Origin of the sequence: Halolamina rubra (assembly GCF_000739555.1) — an archaeon.
GTDB classification, from domain to species: Archaea; Halobacteriota; Halobacteria; order Halobacteriales; family Haloferacaceae; genus Halolamina; species Halolamina rubra.
In genome coordinates, this window is record NZ_BBJN01000021.1 from 37,898 (window position 1) to 50,438 (window position 12,541).

General features: G+C 70.6%; 15 protein-coding genes. 7 read left to right on the forward strand and 8 right to left on the reverse strand.

What is annotated here, in order from left to right:
• Window positions 1-4: 4 nt before the first annotated feature.
• Entirely contained in the window at window positions 5-784 is a 780-nt protein-coding gene (locus ACP95_RS06020) for a sulfurtransferase (RefSeq protein ID WP_049980343.1), read from the reverse strand.
• A 149-nt stretch (window positions 785-933) separates the two neighbouring features.
• Here ACP95_RS06020 and ACP95_RS06025 point away from each other — a divergent pair, with 149 nt between their 5' ends.
• On the forward strand, window positions 934-1,803 hold the full coding sequence (locus ACP95_RS06025; protein WP_049980344.1) for a sulfurtransferase: 870 nt from the start codon (window positions 934-936) through the stop codon (window positions 1,801-1,803).
• Between the two features lie 5 nt (window positions 1,804-1,808).
• Here the strand turns inward: ACP95_RS06025 and ACP95_RS15680 are convergent, their stop codons facing one another.
• On the reverse strand, window positions 1,809-1,958 hold the full coding sequence (locus ACP95_RS15680) for a hypothetical protein (RefSeq protein ID WP_154018476.1): 150 nt from the start codon (window positions 1,956-1,958) through the stop codon (window positions 1,809-1,811).
• Window positions 1,959-2,025: 67 nt separating this feature from the next.
• Here ACP95_RS15680 and ACP95_RS06030 point away from each other — a divergent pair, with 67 nt between their 5' ends.
• Window positions 2,026-2,646, forward strand: a complete 621-nt coding sequence (locus ACP95_RS06030) for a hypothetical protein (RefSeq protein WP_049980345.1) — start codon at window positions 2,026-2,028, stop codon at window positions 2,644-2,646.
• Window positions 2,647-2,703: 57 nt separating this feature from the next.
• Here ACP95_RS06030 and ACP95_RS06035 read toward each other — a convergent pair whose 3' ends face one another.
• Together ACP95_RS06035 and ACP95_RS06040 are read right to left on the reverse strand one after the other, a co-directional pair.
• Window positions 2,704-2,976, reverse strand: coding sequence for a DUF7553 family protein (locus ACP95_RS06035; protein ID WP_049980346.1), 273 nt, complete (start codon window positions 2,974-2,976; stop codon window positions 2,704-2,706).
• 185 nt (window positions 2,977-3,161) lie between these two features.
• Window positions 3,162-4,130, reverse strand: coding sequence for a WD40/YVTN/BNR-like repeat-containing protein (locus ACP95_RS06040; RefSeq protein ID WP_049980347.1), 969 nt, complete (start codon window positions 4,128-4,130; stop codon window positions 3,162-3,164).
• Between the two features lie 139 nt (window positions 4,131-4,269).
• On the opposite strand from ACP95_RS06040, the gene uvrB reads away from it, so the two are divergent.
• Window positions 4,270-6,330, forward strand: a complete 2,061-nt coding sequence (gene uvrB, locus ACP95_RS06045) for an excinuclease ABC subunit UvrB (protein ID WP_049980348.1) — start codon at window positions 4,270-4,272, stop codon at window positions 6,328-6,330.
• Here uvrB and ACP95_RS06050 read toward each other — a convergent pair.
• Both ACP95_RS06050 and ACP95_RS06055 read right to left on the reverse strand, forming a co-directional pair.
• On the reverse strand, window positions 6,327-7,301 hold the full coding sequence (locus ACP95_RS06050; RefSeq protein WP_049980349.1) for a hypothetical protein: 975 nt from the start codon (window positions 7,299-7,301) through the stop codon (window positions 6,327-6,329). The two genes, uvrB and ACP95_RS06050, sit on opposite strands and share 4 nt — an antisense overlap.
• A gap of 72 nt (window positions 7,302-7,373) precedes the next feature.
• Entirely contained in the window at window positions 7,374-8,534 is a 1,161-nt protein-coding gene (locus ACP95_RS06055) for a DUF7345 domain-containing protein (protein ID WP_049980350.1), read from the reverse strand.
• Window positions 8,535-8,682: 148 nt separating this feature from the next.
• On the opposite strand from ACP95_RS06055, the gene ACP95_RS06060 reads away from it, so the two are divergent.
• The 3 genes from ACP95_RS06060 (at window position 8,683) to fer (ending at window position 10,005) form a co-directional block, all read left to right on the forward strand.
• Complete coding sequence (locus ACP95_RS06060; RefSeq protein WP_049980351.1) at window positions 8,683-8,874, forward strand: DUF7554 family protein; 192 nt, start codon at window positions 8,683-8,685, stop codon at window positions 8,872-8,874.
• Between the two features lie 113 nt (window positions 8,875-8,987).
• Entirely contained in the window at window positions 8,988-9,488 is a 501-nt protein-coding gene (locus ACP95_RS06065; protein WP_049980352.1) for a 2'-5' RNA ligase family protein, read from the forward strand.
• 127 nt (window positions 9,489-9,615) lie between these two features.
• The gene (fer, locus tag ACP95_RS06070) at window positions 9,616-10,005 is read left to right on the forward strand and encodes a ferredoxin Fer (protein WP_049980353.1); all 390 of its coding nucleotides are present in this window, start codon (window positions 9,616-9,618) and stop codon (window positions 10,003-10,005) included.
• An 84-nt stretch (window positions 10,006-10,089) separates the two neighbouring features.
• Here the strand turns inward: fer and ACP95_RS06075 are convergent, their stop codons facing one another.
• The gene (locus tag ACP95_RS06075) at window positions 10,090-10,839 is read right to left on the reverse strand and encodes a hypothetical protein (RefSeq protein WP_049980354.1); all 750 of its coding nucleotides are present in this window, start codon (window positions 10,837-10,839) and stop codon (window positions 10,090-10,092) included.
• Window positions 10,840-10,974: 135 nt separating this feature from the next.
• On the opposite strand from ACP95_RS06075, the gene ACP95_RS06080 reads away from it, so the two are divergent.
• The gene (locus ACP95_RS06080; RefSeq protein WP_049980401.1) at window positions 10,975-11,997 is read left to right on the forward strand and encodes an A24 family peptidase; all 1,023 of its coding nucleotides are present in this window, start codon (window positions 10,975-10,977) and stop codon (window positions 11,995-11,997) included.
• Here ACP95_RS06080 and ACP95_RS06085 read toward each other — a convergent pair whose 3' ends face one another.
• Window positions 11,998-12,474: a phosphate-starvation-inducible PsiE family protein gene (locus ACP95_RS06085; protein ID WP_049980355.1), complete on the reverse strand. Its 477-nt coding sequence runs from the start codon at window positions 12,472-12,474 to the stop codon at window positions 11,998-12,000. It abuts the gene before it with no gap.
• Window positions 12,475-12,541 lie beyond the last annotated feature (67 nt).

Consider the following 12,541-nt stretch of genomic DNA (forward strand, 5'->3'; position numbering starts at 1 on the left):
CGGCCTACTCCGTCACCAGTTCCCCGCCGCGCGCCTCCCACTCCGTCAGGCTCCCCTCGTACAGCTCGACGGCCTCGTACCCCAACTGCCGGAGCACGAGGTACGTGTGGCTCACGCGGCGGGCGGTGTTGCAGTACAGCAGCGTCCGTTTCCCGGGGACGATCCCCCGAGCTTCCAGTAGCTCACGCAGCTCCGCTGCGGGACGCACCCCCCTGGTCTCCTCGTGGACGAGCTCGCGCCAGTCGAGCTGGACCGCACCCGGGAGGTGGCCCTCCGCGAACTCCCACTCCTCGCGGGTGTCGACGAGCGTCACCTCGCCGGCCTCGACCGCCGGCAGCAGCTCCCGAACCGTCTCGAAGCCGACCAGCGGCGTCTCGGCGTCGGGGTCGCTCTCGTAGCTCGCGGGGTCGGGGTCGACCGCGTCGGTCGTCGTCCCGTGCTCGCGCTGCCAGGAGCTGAAGTCGCCGTCGAGGACGTGGAGCTTCTCGTGATCGTGACCCAGCAGTAGCGCGGTCACGACGAACCGCGCCGCGAAGACGCCCTGGGTGTCGTCGTAGGCGACGATCTCGGCGTCGGCGTCGATCCCGGCCTCGGAGAGCAGCGCCTCCCAGTCCGCACGCGGCGGGAGCTTCCCGGCCTCGCCCTCGTCGGAGCGGAACGCGTCGAAGGGGACGTTCACCGCCCCGGGCAGGTGGCCGATGCTGTCGTACTCCCAGCGCTCCCGGACGTCGACGACGGCGGCGTCGCGATCACGGATCCACGACGCGGGGACGAACGGCTGCATGGCCGGAGCGAGGGGCCGCTCGGACTTAGCCCTCGGGTTCGCGTCACTCGGGGCCGGCATCTCGGTGTCGCCCGAGCGTCCGAGAGGACGGCGAGAGCGACCGGTGGCTCCCCGCTTAAGTTGATAGCGCACCAACAGACGAGCGAATCATGGTTTCAGACCCCGAGTACGCGACTGACGCGCTCGTCTCCGCCGACTGGGTGGCCGAGCGGCTCGACGAGTTCCAGCGCGACGACCCCGACCTGCGGCTGGTCGAGGTCAGCGTCGACACCGAGTCGTACGACGACGAGCACGCGCCCGGCGCCGTCGGCTTCAACTGGGAGACGCAGCTCCAGGATCAGACCACGCGGGACATCCTGAGCAAGGGCGACTTCGAGGAGCTGCTCGGCGCCCACGGGATCGCCAACGACTCGACGGTCGTGCTGTACGGCGACAACTCGAACTGGTTCGCGGCCTACGCCTACTGGCAGTTCCAGTACTACGGCCACGAGGACGTGCGCCTGCTCGACGGCGGCCGGGACTACTGGCTCGAGAACGACTACCCCACGACGACCGAGGTGCCCGACTTCCCCGAGCAGGAGTACACCGCCCGCGGGCCGTTCGAAGACATCCGCGCGTACCGCGAGGACGTGGAGAACGCTATCGAGCGCGGTGTCCCGCTCGTCGACGTGCGCTCGCCCGAGGAGTTCTCCGGCGAGGTGCTGGCGCCGCCGGGACTCAACGAGACCGCCCAGCGCGGCGGCCACATCCCCGGCGCCCAGAACATCTCCTGGGCGGCGACGGTGAACGACGACGGGACGTTCAAGTCCGCGGAGGAGCTGCGCGAACTGTACGCCGAGAAGGGGATCGACGGCGACGAGTCCGTCGTCGCCTACTGCCGCATCGGCGAGCGCTCCTCGATCGCGTGGTTCGCGCTGCACGAACTGCTCGGCTACGAGTCGACCGTGAACTACGACGGCTCCTGGACCGAGTGGGGGAACCTCGTCGGCGCGCCCGTGGAGACCGGCGACGCCGAGTAATCCAGCTACGGCGCGCGACCGCCGACGGCCTCCGTGCCGTCGGTCCGGAGCGCCATGCCGTGGCTGTGTACGGCCCCCTTTCGACACGCCCCGCGACCGTCGACGGCCTCCGTGCCGTCGGTCCGGAGCGCCATGCCGTGGCTGTGTACGGCCACCTCCTGATGCGGGACTGCGGCCGCCGCTTCCGTGGGCTACAAGCCGCTGCTGGCCGACGTCCCGACTATGGACGCCGACACGTTCCGCGACGACCTCCGGGCCGCCCGCGACACCGAACTCTCGCGGCTGAGCTCCTCGAAAGCCGTCTACGCGCTCACCGGCGGCGAGATGGACGGCGACGCCGTCCGGGCCGGGACCGCCCGCGAACTCGCCGCGCTCGAACCGATCTTCGCCGACTGGGCCGACGGTGGCGACGGCGACGCGGCGGCCCTGTTCGCCGACGTGACCGAGTTCGCGGCAGATTCTGCCGGTAGCTTCGACGGCGCGGCCGCCGCCGACGGGGCCGACCGACACGTCGTCGCCGACGCGCTCGCCGGCCGCGAGGGCGAACTGGCGCGACTCGCCGCCGCGGCCGCCGCGTTCCTCGTTCTCGACGAGCTCGCCGGCCAGCTCGTCGGCTTCTTCGTCGGCGACGCCGACCGGACGAGCGCCGACGAGTTCCGGACGTTCCGCACGGCGCTGGGCGAGCACGGCGACGCGGCCGCCGAACTGCTCGCCGCACGCTGTGAGACCGAGGCCGACGAGGAGGCCGCCCGCGACGCCGGCGCCGCCGTCGTCGACGGCGCCTACGACTGGTACGTCGAGACGCTGGAGTCGATGGGCGTCGAACCGAAGAACGTCTGCTGACGCCGAAACGTTTCAACTTCTCCACTCGAAACACAGGGGTGTCCGGGGGTCGGACGGCTACACACCGTCGACCGTCTCGCGGTACTCGGTGATCGCCGCCTCGGCGGCGTCGACGTGTTCGGTCACGTCCCCCCCGGCGCCGTCGCGGAGTTCGTTCAGCGCGTTCAGGTGGCGGGCGAGCCGGCCGTGGTCGGGGCCGCTGTCGGCGGCAGCGAGCGTCGCGAACTGGTCGGAGAGGTCGTACAGTCGGCGCTGTCGCTCCGCGTCGGTCGCGGCGGTGCTGGCCCGGCGCAGCTCCTCGCTCGCAGTCTGGAGTTCCTCTCGAGTCATGTGCGGCCGTTCGACTCGGAGGGTGAAAGCCGTTCGGCCGGCCGTTTCCGATGGCACCCCGACGACACCGCTGTTTCACTGAACCCTCAGTCCGCCAGTTTTCGCTCGTAGTCGGGAGTCGGCCGTCTGGTAGGTGGATCTCGGCTCGCAACCGCAGCCGTTCGTCATCCACTCGTGGGCGCCGTTCAGCTATCGACCCAGCAGAGCGGGGTGTAGCTCCCCGAGGGTCCCTCGACCGGCGGGAGCTCGCCGATAACGCGCCAGCCGTCGGCCCCGCGCAGCAGCACTGTTCCGTGGTACGTCGCGGCCGCCAGCCGCCCGTCCACCGCGGTCAGCCCGGTGACCGTCTCGTCGGGCCGGGCGTGATCAACCGGCTCCAGCGACTCCCCGCCACGGCAGACGAACAGCGCGGGGTCGGCGTCGTCCTCGCTCCACGTTGCCGTGTGGGCGATGTTGGCGCCGGCGTAGAGGTCGCCGTCGACGGCCGCCGCCGCACGGAAGTAGCGCTGGTCGTACCCGTCGTCCAGTCGCGTCCACGAGCGGCCGGCGTCGGTCGTGTGGAACAGCCCGAACCCGGTGGCGGCGAGGAACTCCCGCCGGTCGACGACGTGGAACTCGTGGATGTCGTCGTCCACCCCCTCGCGCCGTTCGCTCCACGTCTCCCCGCCGTCGTCGCTCAGGTGGACGCCGCCGACTTCGACGCCGGCGATCACCCGTCCCGGCTCGTCGGCGGGGACGTACAGGTCCCGGACCTGCGCGAGGTCGTCGTGCCGGGGGAGCTGCCACTCGGAACGCGACGGGAGGTCCTGAAAGCCGTCGAGTTCGCGCCACGCCGGACCGTCCCGTAGCGTGGCGTCGTCGACGCTCTCGGCGACGTAGACGTGTGCCGGGCGGGTCCCAGCGTACAGTCGGCCGTCCGGCCCGGCCGCGACCGAGTAGACGGACTCTTCGGGGACCGACAGATCGGTCCACGACTCGCCGTCCGGGGAGTGGAACAGCCCCTCGTCTGTCGCCGCGAAGATGCCGTCGAACGCGTCGAACGTCCGGAGCCGCATCACTCCCGTCGCGTCGAGGACTTCCCGAACCGTCGCGCCGCCCTCCTCGTCGATCCCGTCCAGTCGGTAGACACCGTCGTCGGTGCCGGCGATGAGCATACCCGATATTCGGGCCGCGCGGATCATAACTTCTCGCTGAAACGAATATTTGCAGTGAGTCTGTCACGACGCCCTCCACTGCTCGTGGCCGACCCCCGCGACCGGGTTCCTCAAGTTCTGCGAGCCCCTGCGTCCGGTAATGAGCGACTCCGAGAGCGGTCCCCTCTCCCCGGACCGGCCCGACGCCGAGCGCCCGTTCCGCGTCGACGCCCCGTTCGAGCCCGCGGGCGACCAGCCCGAGGCGATCGAGCAGTTGGCCGAGGGGTTCCGCGAGGGGATGGACCGGCAGACGCTGCTGGGCGTCACCGGCTCGGGGAAGACCAACACCGTCTCGTGGCTGATCGAGGAGATCCAGCAGCCTACCCTCGTCATCGCCCACAACAAGACGCTCGCGGCCCAGCTGTACGAGGAGTTCCGGGAGCTGTTCCCGGACAACGCCGTCGAGTACTTCGTCTCCTACTACGACTACTACCAGCCCGAGGCGTACGTCGAGCAGTCGGACACGTTCATCGAGAAGGACGCGTCGATCAACGACGAGATCGACCGACTGCGCCACTCCGCGACGCGATCGCTCCTCACCCGCGAGGACGTGATCGTCGTCGCCTCCGTCTCCGCGATCTACGGGCTCGGCGATCCGCGGAACTACGTCGACATGTCGCTGAAACTCGAGCAGGGCGAGCGGATCGACCGCGACGAGCTGCTCGGGCAGCTGGTCGACCTGAACTACGAGCGCAACGACGTGGACTTCACGCAGGGCACGTTCCGCGTCCGCGGCGACACCGTCGAGATCTTCCCGATGTACGGCCGCTACGCCGTGCGTGTCGAGTTCTGGGGCGACGAGGTGGACCGCATTCGGAAGGTGAACACGCTCGAGGGCGAGGTCGTCAGCGAGGAGCCCGCGGTCCTCCTCCACCCCGCGGAGCACTACTCGATCCCGGAGGAGCGCCTGCAGGAGGCGATGGCGGAGATCGAGGACCTGATGGAGGACCGCGTGCGCCACTTCGAGACTCAGGGCGACCTCGTCGCCGCCCAGCGCATCGAGGAGCGAACGACGTTCGACCTCGAGATGCTGCAGGAGACGGGCTACTGCTCGGGGATCGAGAACTACTCCGTCCACCTTTCCGACCGCGAGCAGGGGGAGGCCCCCTACACGCTACTCGACTACTTCCCGGACGACTTTCTCACCGTCGTCGACGAGTCCCACCAGACGCTCCCGCAGATCCGCGGCCAGTTCGAGGGCGACAAGTCCCGCAAGGACTCGCTGGTCGAGAACGGGTTCCGGCTGCCGACGGCGTACGACAACCGCCCGCTCACGTTCGAGGAGTTCGAGGCGAAGACCGACGAGACGCTGTACGTGTCGGCGACGCCGGGCGACTACGAGCGCGAGGAGTCCGACCAGATCGTCGAACAGATCGTCCGCCCCACCCACCTCGTCGACCCCGCCGTCGAGGTGACGAGCGCCGAGGGGCAGATCGAGGACCTGATGGACCGCATCGACGACCGCATCGAGCGCGACGAGCGCACGCTCGTCACGACGCTGACCAAGCGGATGGCCGAGGATCTCACCGAGTACCTCGAGGAGGCCGGCGTGAACGTCGCGTACATGCACGACGAGACGGACACCCTGGAACGCCACGAGATCATCCGGTCGCTCCGGCTCGGCGAGATCGACGTGCTCGTCGGCATCAACCTGCTCCGGGAGGGGCTGGACATCCCCGAGGTCAGCCTCGTCGCCATCCTCGACGCCGACCAGGAGGGGTTCCTGCGCTCGGAGACGATGCTCGTCCAGACGATGGGCCGCGCGGCGCGCAACGTCAACGGCGAGGTGGTGCTGTACGCCGACGAGCGCACCGACGCGATGCGGGGCGCGATCGAGGAGACCCGGCGCCGTCGGGCGATCCAGCAGCGCTACAACGAGGAACACGGGTTCGAACCGACGACGATCGAGAAGGCGATCGGGGAGACGAACCTGCCGGGGAGCAAAACCGACGCCTCCGGCGCCGCGGACGCCGAAGTCGGCGACGCCGACGCCGCTGCTCGCCAGGTCGAGCAGTTGGAAGAGCGCATGGAGGCCGCCGCCGACAACCTCGAGTTCGAACTCGCGGCGGACATCCGCGACCGGATCAGGGAACTGCGAAACGAGTTCGATCTCGACGGCGGCGAGGAGGGCGTCGCGCCCGAGCCGGACGCGGAGTTCTAAGGCGTCGTCGTCGCCGTCACCGTCGTCTCCCCGTCGCGGGGGGCGTCGTCGTCGGCGCCGGCGTCGCGCTCCGTCACGGAGTCGCCGCTGGGGGTCGGCGTCCCCGTCGTGCTGCCGCTCGGCGATCCGTTCGTCCCGTTCGGAGCCGCGTCGCTGCCGTTCTGCGCCTCGCTGCCGCTGTTCTGTGCGCCACTGCTGTCGTTGCGGACCGTCTCGTTGCTCCCGCCGATCGCGTTCGCCGGGCTGTCGCCGGTCACGGGTCTGTCGACGCCGCCGGGCGAGGAGCGGTTCTCGGTCCGGTTCTGGCCGTCAACACCCGCCGGCGGCCCGGTCGTGGATTCGTTCGGTCTTGATCTCTCGGACGGGTCGACGCTCTCGGGCGGGCCGCGGGCGGAGGCGTTGGGCGGGCCCAGCCCGTTCCCCACGTCCTCGCCGGCGATCTTCCGGGCCGCCTCGGCGACCTCACCGCCGCCGGCGCGGTTGGCCTGCTGGGCCACCGAGCGGACCTCGCTCACGTCGGCGCCCTGGGCCCGGAGCGCCTGCTCGGGCAGGGCGTCGGCGACGGTCGCCGTCTGGTTGGCCCGTCGCTCGACCGCCCGGAGCTGGGCGGCCAGCGCGGCGAGTCGGGCCTCGTACTGCGCCTGTCCGATGCTGCCGTTCTCGTGGGCGCGCTCGAGGCGATCCTTCTCGGCCTCGAGCTCGGTCAGCCGTTCCTGGAGGCGGCCCTGCTGCTCGGCGACGATCCGGGCCTTCGAGCGGTTGGACTCGGCGGCCGCGAACTGTCGGTCGAGCGATCGCCGGGCGACCTCGCTGTCGACCTCGGCCTGCTGGACGTCGACGACGCCCGCGAACGCGGCGCCGGGTGCCGGCCGGTCGGCCTCCGTGGCCTGGGCCCCGGAGAGCGTCGCGGCCGCGGGGACGCTGCCGGCGATCACGGCGAGCGTGACGACGACGATAGCGACTCGTTTCACAGCCGTGAGGTAGCGACCCATCGGTAAAAACCGTCCACTCGCTCCACCCGGCTTCACCCCGATTAACCCAGCTTAACGCGGGGAGGGCGGGGATTCGTCCTCGTCGTCCGGGAACTTGAGCACGTTCTCCCGGCCGAGCCGGAACGACTCCACCTTCCCCTCGTCGCGCAGGTCGCCGACGACCTGGCTCGTGCGGGCGGCGCTCCAGTCGAGCTCCTCGGTGACGGCCTTCTGCTTCATCCGGCCGCCGTTGCGCTCCAGGAGGCGCATCACGCGCTCCTCCGGGCTGAGCAGCTCCTCCGGGGTGTCGTCGGCCGGCGCGCCCGCCTCGTCGGCGGCGGCCGCGGCGCCCCCGGCGGCCGCGCCGGTCGACGCGTCGCTCGCCGTCTCGGCGGCGGCGTCACTGGCGGGGGCGTCGTCGACGGGGGCGCCCCCTTCGGACGCCTCGCGGGCGCGGGCGGCCTGCTGTCGGCGGTAGTACCAGACGACGCCGGCGGCCGCGAACAGCAGGACGCCGACGATCGCGCCCAGCGGCGGCGACCCGCCCTCCGGGCTGAGGACGACCTGGGGCTGCCCCGCGTCGAACTCGTGGGGGCCGGTCCATGTCACGGAGTTGTCGCCCTCGCGGTCGGGCTCCGGGTCGGCCACGTCGACGACGTACCCCTCGGGCCAACTGATCGTGAGCTCGGTGTCGGCGTCGAGGAACAGCCCCGCCAGCGCGTCGCCGGCGGCGATCTGCCCCTCGGACACCTGCGCGAACCCGACCCACTCGAAGCTGTAGCGGACGATCCCGTACTCGCCGCTGAGCGGGCTGGTCCGGGCCTCGACGGTGACGTTTTCGACGGCCATCTCCCGGCCGGTGGCGTTCTCGGCGGTCGACACCGTCCGCTCCATGCGCGAGGCGAACTGCCCCCGGTAGTCGCTGGTGTTCTGCTCGATGTCCCGCTGGAGGCTCTCGAACGCCTCCGTGGTGTTCTGGTCGTCGAGGGCGACGCGGTACTCGATGCTCCACCGGGCGTCGCCGTCCTCGTCGACCGCGGCCTCCAGCACGACGGTGTCCGTCTCCACGTCCCCGGTCTGGAGCGCGGGGAGCTCCGCGGCGGCACCGACGCCCGAGCTGACGAGCAGGATCGTCAACGCCACTGCGAGCACACGGGGCCCCCAGCACGAGGCGCCGGAGGCGTCGGCGTCCCCGCGACAGGACGTGCCGGGGAGGACGGTCCGTGGATCCATTCGCTCGAACGTGGGTCGCCCCGGAGTAAAGGCGTTGCCGTCCCAGCTTCCGGGCCGCCCCGGCGTGTTCGAAACCCGCCACTTTCTCCCCCGAACCCCGCGGAAACGGCCACAGCGCTTTTGCGTACCCGCCGCGGACGCAACTCGCATGAACACGCGAGGTAGCCTCGAAGCCGAGGACCTGCTGAAGCTGATACTGCTGCTCGTGGTGGTGTGGCTCGTCATCGAACTGCTGGGCGAGGTGCTCCAGCTGTTCACCGGACTGCTCGGCCTGATCCCGGACCTGCTGGGGATCGTGATCATCGTGCTGGTGATCCTCTGGCTGCTGGACCGGATCTAACGCGACGCGGTACCGGGCCGCCACACCGACGCTGACGACGCGCTTTTCACTCCCGACCGCCAGTTTTCCGCCGTGAACCGTCGCGCCGACAGCACCGCCGTCACCCCCCCGCAGTGAACCTCCGCGTCCCGCCGGCGGTCGAACGCCTCGCCGACAGCCTCCACCCGAAACTCACCCCGTTCGAGCGGGTGCGCGAGCGCCACACCCTCGTCGTCAAGCGCATCGAGGCCGACACGTGGCAGCGCGGCGGCGGCGGCGTCCGCGAACGCCTCCGCCGGGTGCTCGACGAGACCAGACCGTTCCCCGTCCGGATCGACGGCGTCGACTACTTCGCCGACCCGCCCGACGGGCGCGGCCCCGTCGTCTACCTCAGCGTCGAGAGCGAGGGGATCCGCCAGCTCCACCGGCGGCTCTGCCGGGAGTTCCCGGTCGTCGACGCGCTGGAGGGGGAGAACTACGTCCCCCACGTGACGCTCGCCCGCGGCGGGAGCGTCGCCGACGCCGAGCGCGTCGCCGACACCGAGATCGACCCGGTCGAGTGGACCGCCGAGCGGGCGCTGACGTGGGACCGCGAACACCGCGAAGCGGTCGACCGGTTCCAGCTACGCGGCTGAACTCGAGAATTTCGTCCGCGAACGGGAAAAGCGATGTGGCGGGTTTTGGCTCCCCTAAAGCTCTGAGACGCCCGATTTTCGGGGAGAACCACAAAACCCTATACGGTGGCAGGTGAACGTTGGGCTGATGCCAACCGTCGAATACCTCAACTACGAAGTGCTGGACGACCACGGCTGGTCGATGGACGACGACGACCTGTTCGAGCAGGCCGCCGACGCGGGCCTCGACGCCGAGGACTACGGCACGCTCGAAGTGAACCAGGGCGAGTACATCCTCGAGGCCGCCGAGGCCCAGGGGTACGACTGGCCGTTCTCCTGCCGCGCCGGCGCGTGTGCGAACTGCGCCGCCATCGTGAAGCAGGGCGAGATCGACATGGACATGCAGCAGATCCTCAGCGACGAGGAGGTCGAGGACAAGAACGTCCGCCTGACCTGTATCGGCTCGCCGGCCGCCGACGAGGTCAAGATCGTCTACAACGCGAAGCACCTCGACTACCTCCAGAACCGCGTCATCTAACGCGGGCCCGCGTCCGTCGACCGCGTCTTTTTGCCGGGCGACGAGGGCCAGCGCGTCGCTCGCCCCCGCCCGCTCTCCGTCTCCTCACACCCACCTGAGCGACACCATCAGCCCGATCAGCACCAGCTGCATCACGCCCTGCACGCCGCCGAGCTTCGCGTTCCGCGCGCCGATCCGGGAGATGACGCTCGCGTCGGGGTCGGCCGACGTGATCTCCTGGTACATCCGGATCTCGCCGGGCAGCAGGAAGCCGAACCCCTGCACCGACAGCAGCGTCACGATCCCCAGCGAGAGCGTGATCAGCAGCGGGACCGACTGCAGGTCGCCGATCGTCGTCGCGACCCACGCCAGCGAGCCGACCGCCGACACCGCGAACAGCCCCTGCCAGCGCCGGTCGTCGAAGACGTCCAGCCGCCAGCCCGCGAGCAGCAGCGCCGGCAGCAGGTTCGCCGCGGTGAACAGCGCCAGCCACGGCTCGCTGTTGGGGAAGTGACCGAGCCGCTGGGCCAGTGTGATGCCGCCGACGATGGTGACGAACGCCATCGACGGCAGGAAGAACGTGGTCTTCGGCGTCAGCCGCGTGAACACCGCCGCGCTCTGCTCCTCGTCCAGCCCGCCGATGGCGGGGCCGAGCACCGCGCCGATGAACAGGTCCGTCCCCGTCCAGAGCAGCCCCGTCATCACGTGGACGTACGTGTGCGCCGTCACGGAGGCCGCCCCGGAGGCGATGTACCCCACCGCCAGCAGCGAGACGGCGACGACGCCGCCCGCGAACGCGGGGTTGGCTCTGGTTCCTAACCCACCGACAGTACCACGAATGGAACGTGTCGACATGTGGGGAAGTTCGAACGGTTGGTAATAAGGCTACCTCATGCGGTAATCACGTGCGGGCTCCCGGACGGTCGCGCTCGCCCGGTTTCCCCAAACGCTTTGGCAGTTGCCGCAGGCGTGCGGGACGTGCTCGATTCGCTGGGGACCGTCGCCTCGCCGGGCGACATCGCGCGCCTGCTCGCGGTGCCGCTGTTGGGGTGGGCCGCGCTCCGGGACGTCCGCACGCGGCGGGTGCCCAACTGGGTGTGGTACGTCCTCGGCGGCCTCGGCGCCGTCCTGCTGGCGGCGGATCTGGCCCGGCTGGCGCCGTTCGGCACCCCCTTCGCGCGCCTGGAACTGATCCGGATCACGCTGAGCCTGGGGCTGATCGTCCCGCTGGCGTACGGGTTCTGGCGGCTGGGCGGGTTCGGCGGCGCCGACGCGAAGGCGCTGATGGCGCTGGCGGTGCTGTTCCCGACGTACCCGGCGTACTACCCGCCGCGGGCGCTGCTCGGCGTCGAACTCCCGCCGGTGCTGCCGGCCGAACCGACGCTCGTGGGCGTGTTCTCGCTGACGGTGCTGACCGACACCGTGCTCGTCGGCGCGCTGTTCCCGGTGGCGCTGACGGTCCGGAACGCGCTCGCGGGGGAGTTCTCCCCGGTGATGTTCCTCGCCCGCGTGGTTCCGGTCGGGAGCCTCACGCGACACCACGGCCGGCTGTTCGAGGACCCCTCGGGGTTCACCCGCTCGGGGCTGGATCTCGACGCCCTGCGCATGTACCTGCGCTGGCGCGGGCTCCCGCTCGCGGAGCTCCGCGCCCACCCCGAACGATACCGCGACCCCGACAGCGTCGGCGAGACGTTCGACGCGACCGACGGCGCCGTCGACGCCGCGGCCGTCGAACACGACGCCGCCTCGGCCGCCGGCGACGCGCCCGACGCAACCGACGGCGACTACGACGACCCCTGGGCCGCCGAGCGCTTCCTCGAGGAGATCGACGGCTCGGCGTACGGCACCGACCCCGAGACGCTCCGTGCGGGGCTGGAGACCGTCACCGGGACCGACGAGGTGTGGCTCTCGCCCGGCCTCCCGTTCATCGTCCCGATGTTCGTCGGCCTGCTCGTCGCGCTCACCTACGGCGACGTGCTGTACGGGCTGCTGACCGCGCTGGGGCTGGCCTGATCACTCCCGGCGCTCGACCACCAGCAGCACCGCGAGCCCGAGGAGCAGCAGCGTGTACGCCCCCGCGGCGAACAGCGCGGCGCGCTCGTCGGCGTACTCGCCGGTCCGGAAGATGATCGCCTTCCGCACCATCGCGATCACGCCGGTGTAGATCACGAGCCGGACGATCCGGCGGGTGTCCGACTCCTGGGTGTACGCCACGACGGTCTGGTACACCTCGACGATGATGAACAGCAGCAGCGCCGTGTCGATGAAGCCGACGACGACCAGGGGGTCGGTGATGGAGCCGGTGACGGCGGTCTGGACGATCTGGAGGCTCAGGTCGAACACGCCGATGGCGAACAGGATCCCCAGCACGACCGCCGCGACCACCTCCGTGTAGCGGATGAGCGTCTCGCTGAACGCCAGGATGCGGTCGTCGATCGAGTCGCCGGTCGTCAGCTCCCCGCCGACGGGGTCCGATCCGTCCTCTGTCACGTGTTCACGTTCGGTTCGACCCACATGACTCTGTGGCCGCTCGGGGGCCGGTCGCCGTCCCTCGGCC

Excerpts from the sequence above, each read along its gene's own strand:
- ACP95_RS06020 (WP_049980343.1), bottom strand. The coding sequence starts at position 784 with ATGCAGCCGTTCGTCCCCGCGTCGTGGATCCGTGATCGCGACGCCGCC.
- ACP95_RS06025 (WP_049980344.1), top strand. The coding sequence starts at position 934 with ATGGTTTCAGACCCCGAGTACGCGACTGACGCGCTCGTCTCCGCCGAC.
- ACP95_RS06030 (WP_049980345.1), top strand. The coding sequence starts at position 2,026 with ATGGACGCCGACACGTTCCGCGACGACCTCCGGGCCGCCCGCGACACC.
- ACP95_RS06035 (WP_049980346.1), bottom strand. The coding sequence starts at position 2,976 with ATGACTCGAGAGGAACTCCAGACTGCGAGCGAGGAGCTGCGCCGGGCC.
- ACP95_RS06040 (WP_049980347.1), bottom strand. The coding sequence starts at position 4,130 with ATGCTCATCGCCGGCACCGACGACGGTGTCTACCGACTGGACGGGATC.
- uvrB (WP_049980348.1), top strand. The coding sequence starts at position 4,270 with ATGAGCGACTCCGAGAGCGGTCCCCTCTCCCCGGACCGGCCCGACGCC.
- ACP95_RS06055 (WP_049980350.1), bottom strand. The coding sequence starts at position 8,534 with ATGGATCCACGGACCGTCCTCCCCGGCACGTCCTGTCGCGGGGACGCC.
- ACP95_RS06060 (WP_049980351.1), top strand. The coding sequence starts at position 8,683 with ATGAACACGCGAGGTAGCCTCGAAGCCGAGGACCTGCTGAAGCTGATA.
- fer (WP_049980353.1), top strand. The coding sequence starts at position 9,616 with ATGCCAACCGTCGAATACCTCAACTACGAAGTGCTGGACGACCACGGC.
- ACP95_RS06075 (WP_049980354.1), bottom strand. The coding sequence starts at position 10,839 with ATGTCGACACGTTCCATTCGTGGTACTGTCGGTGGGTTAGGAACCAGA.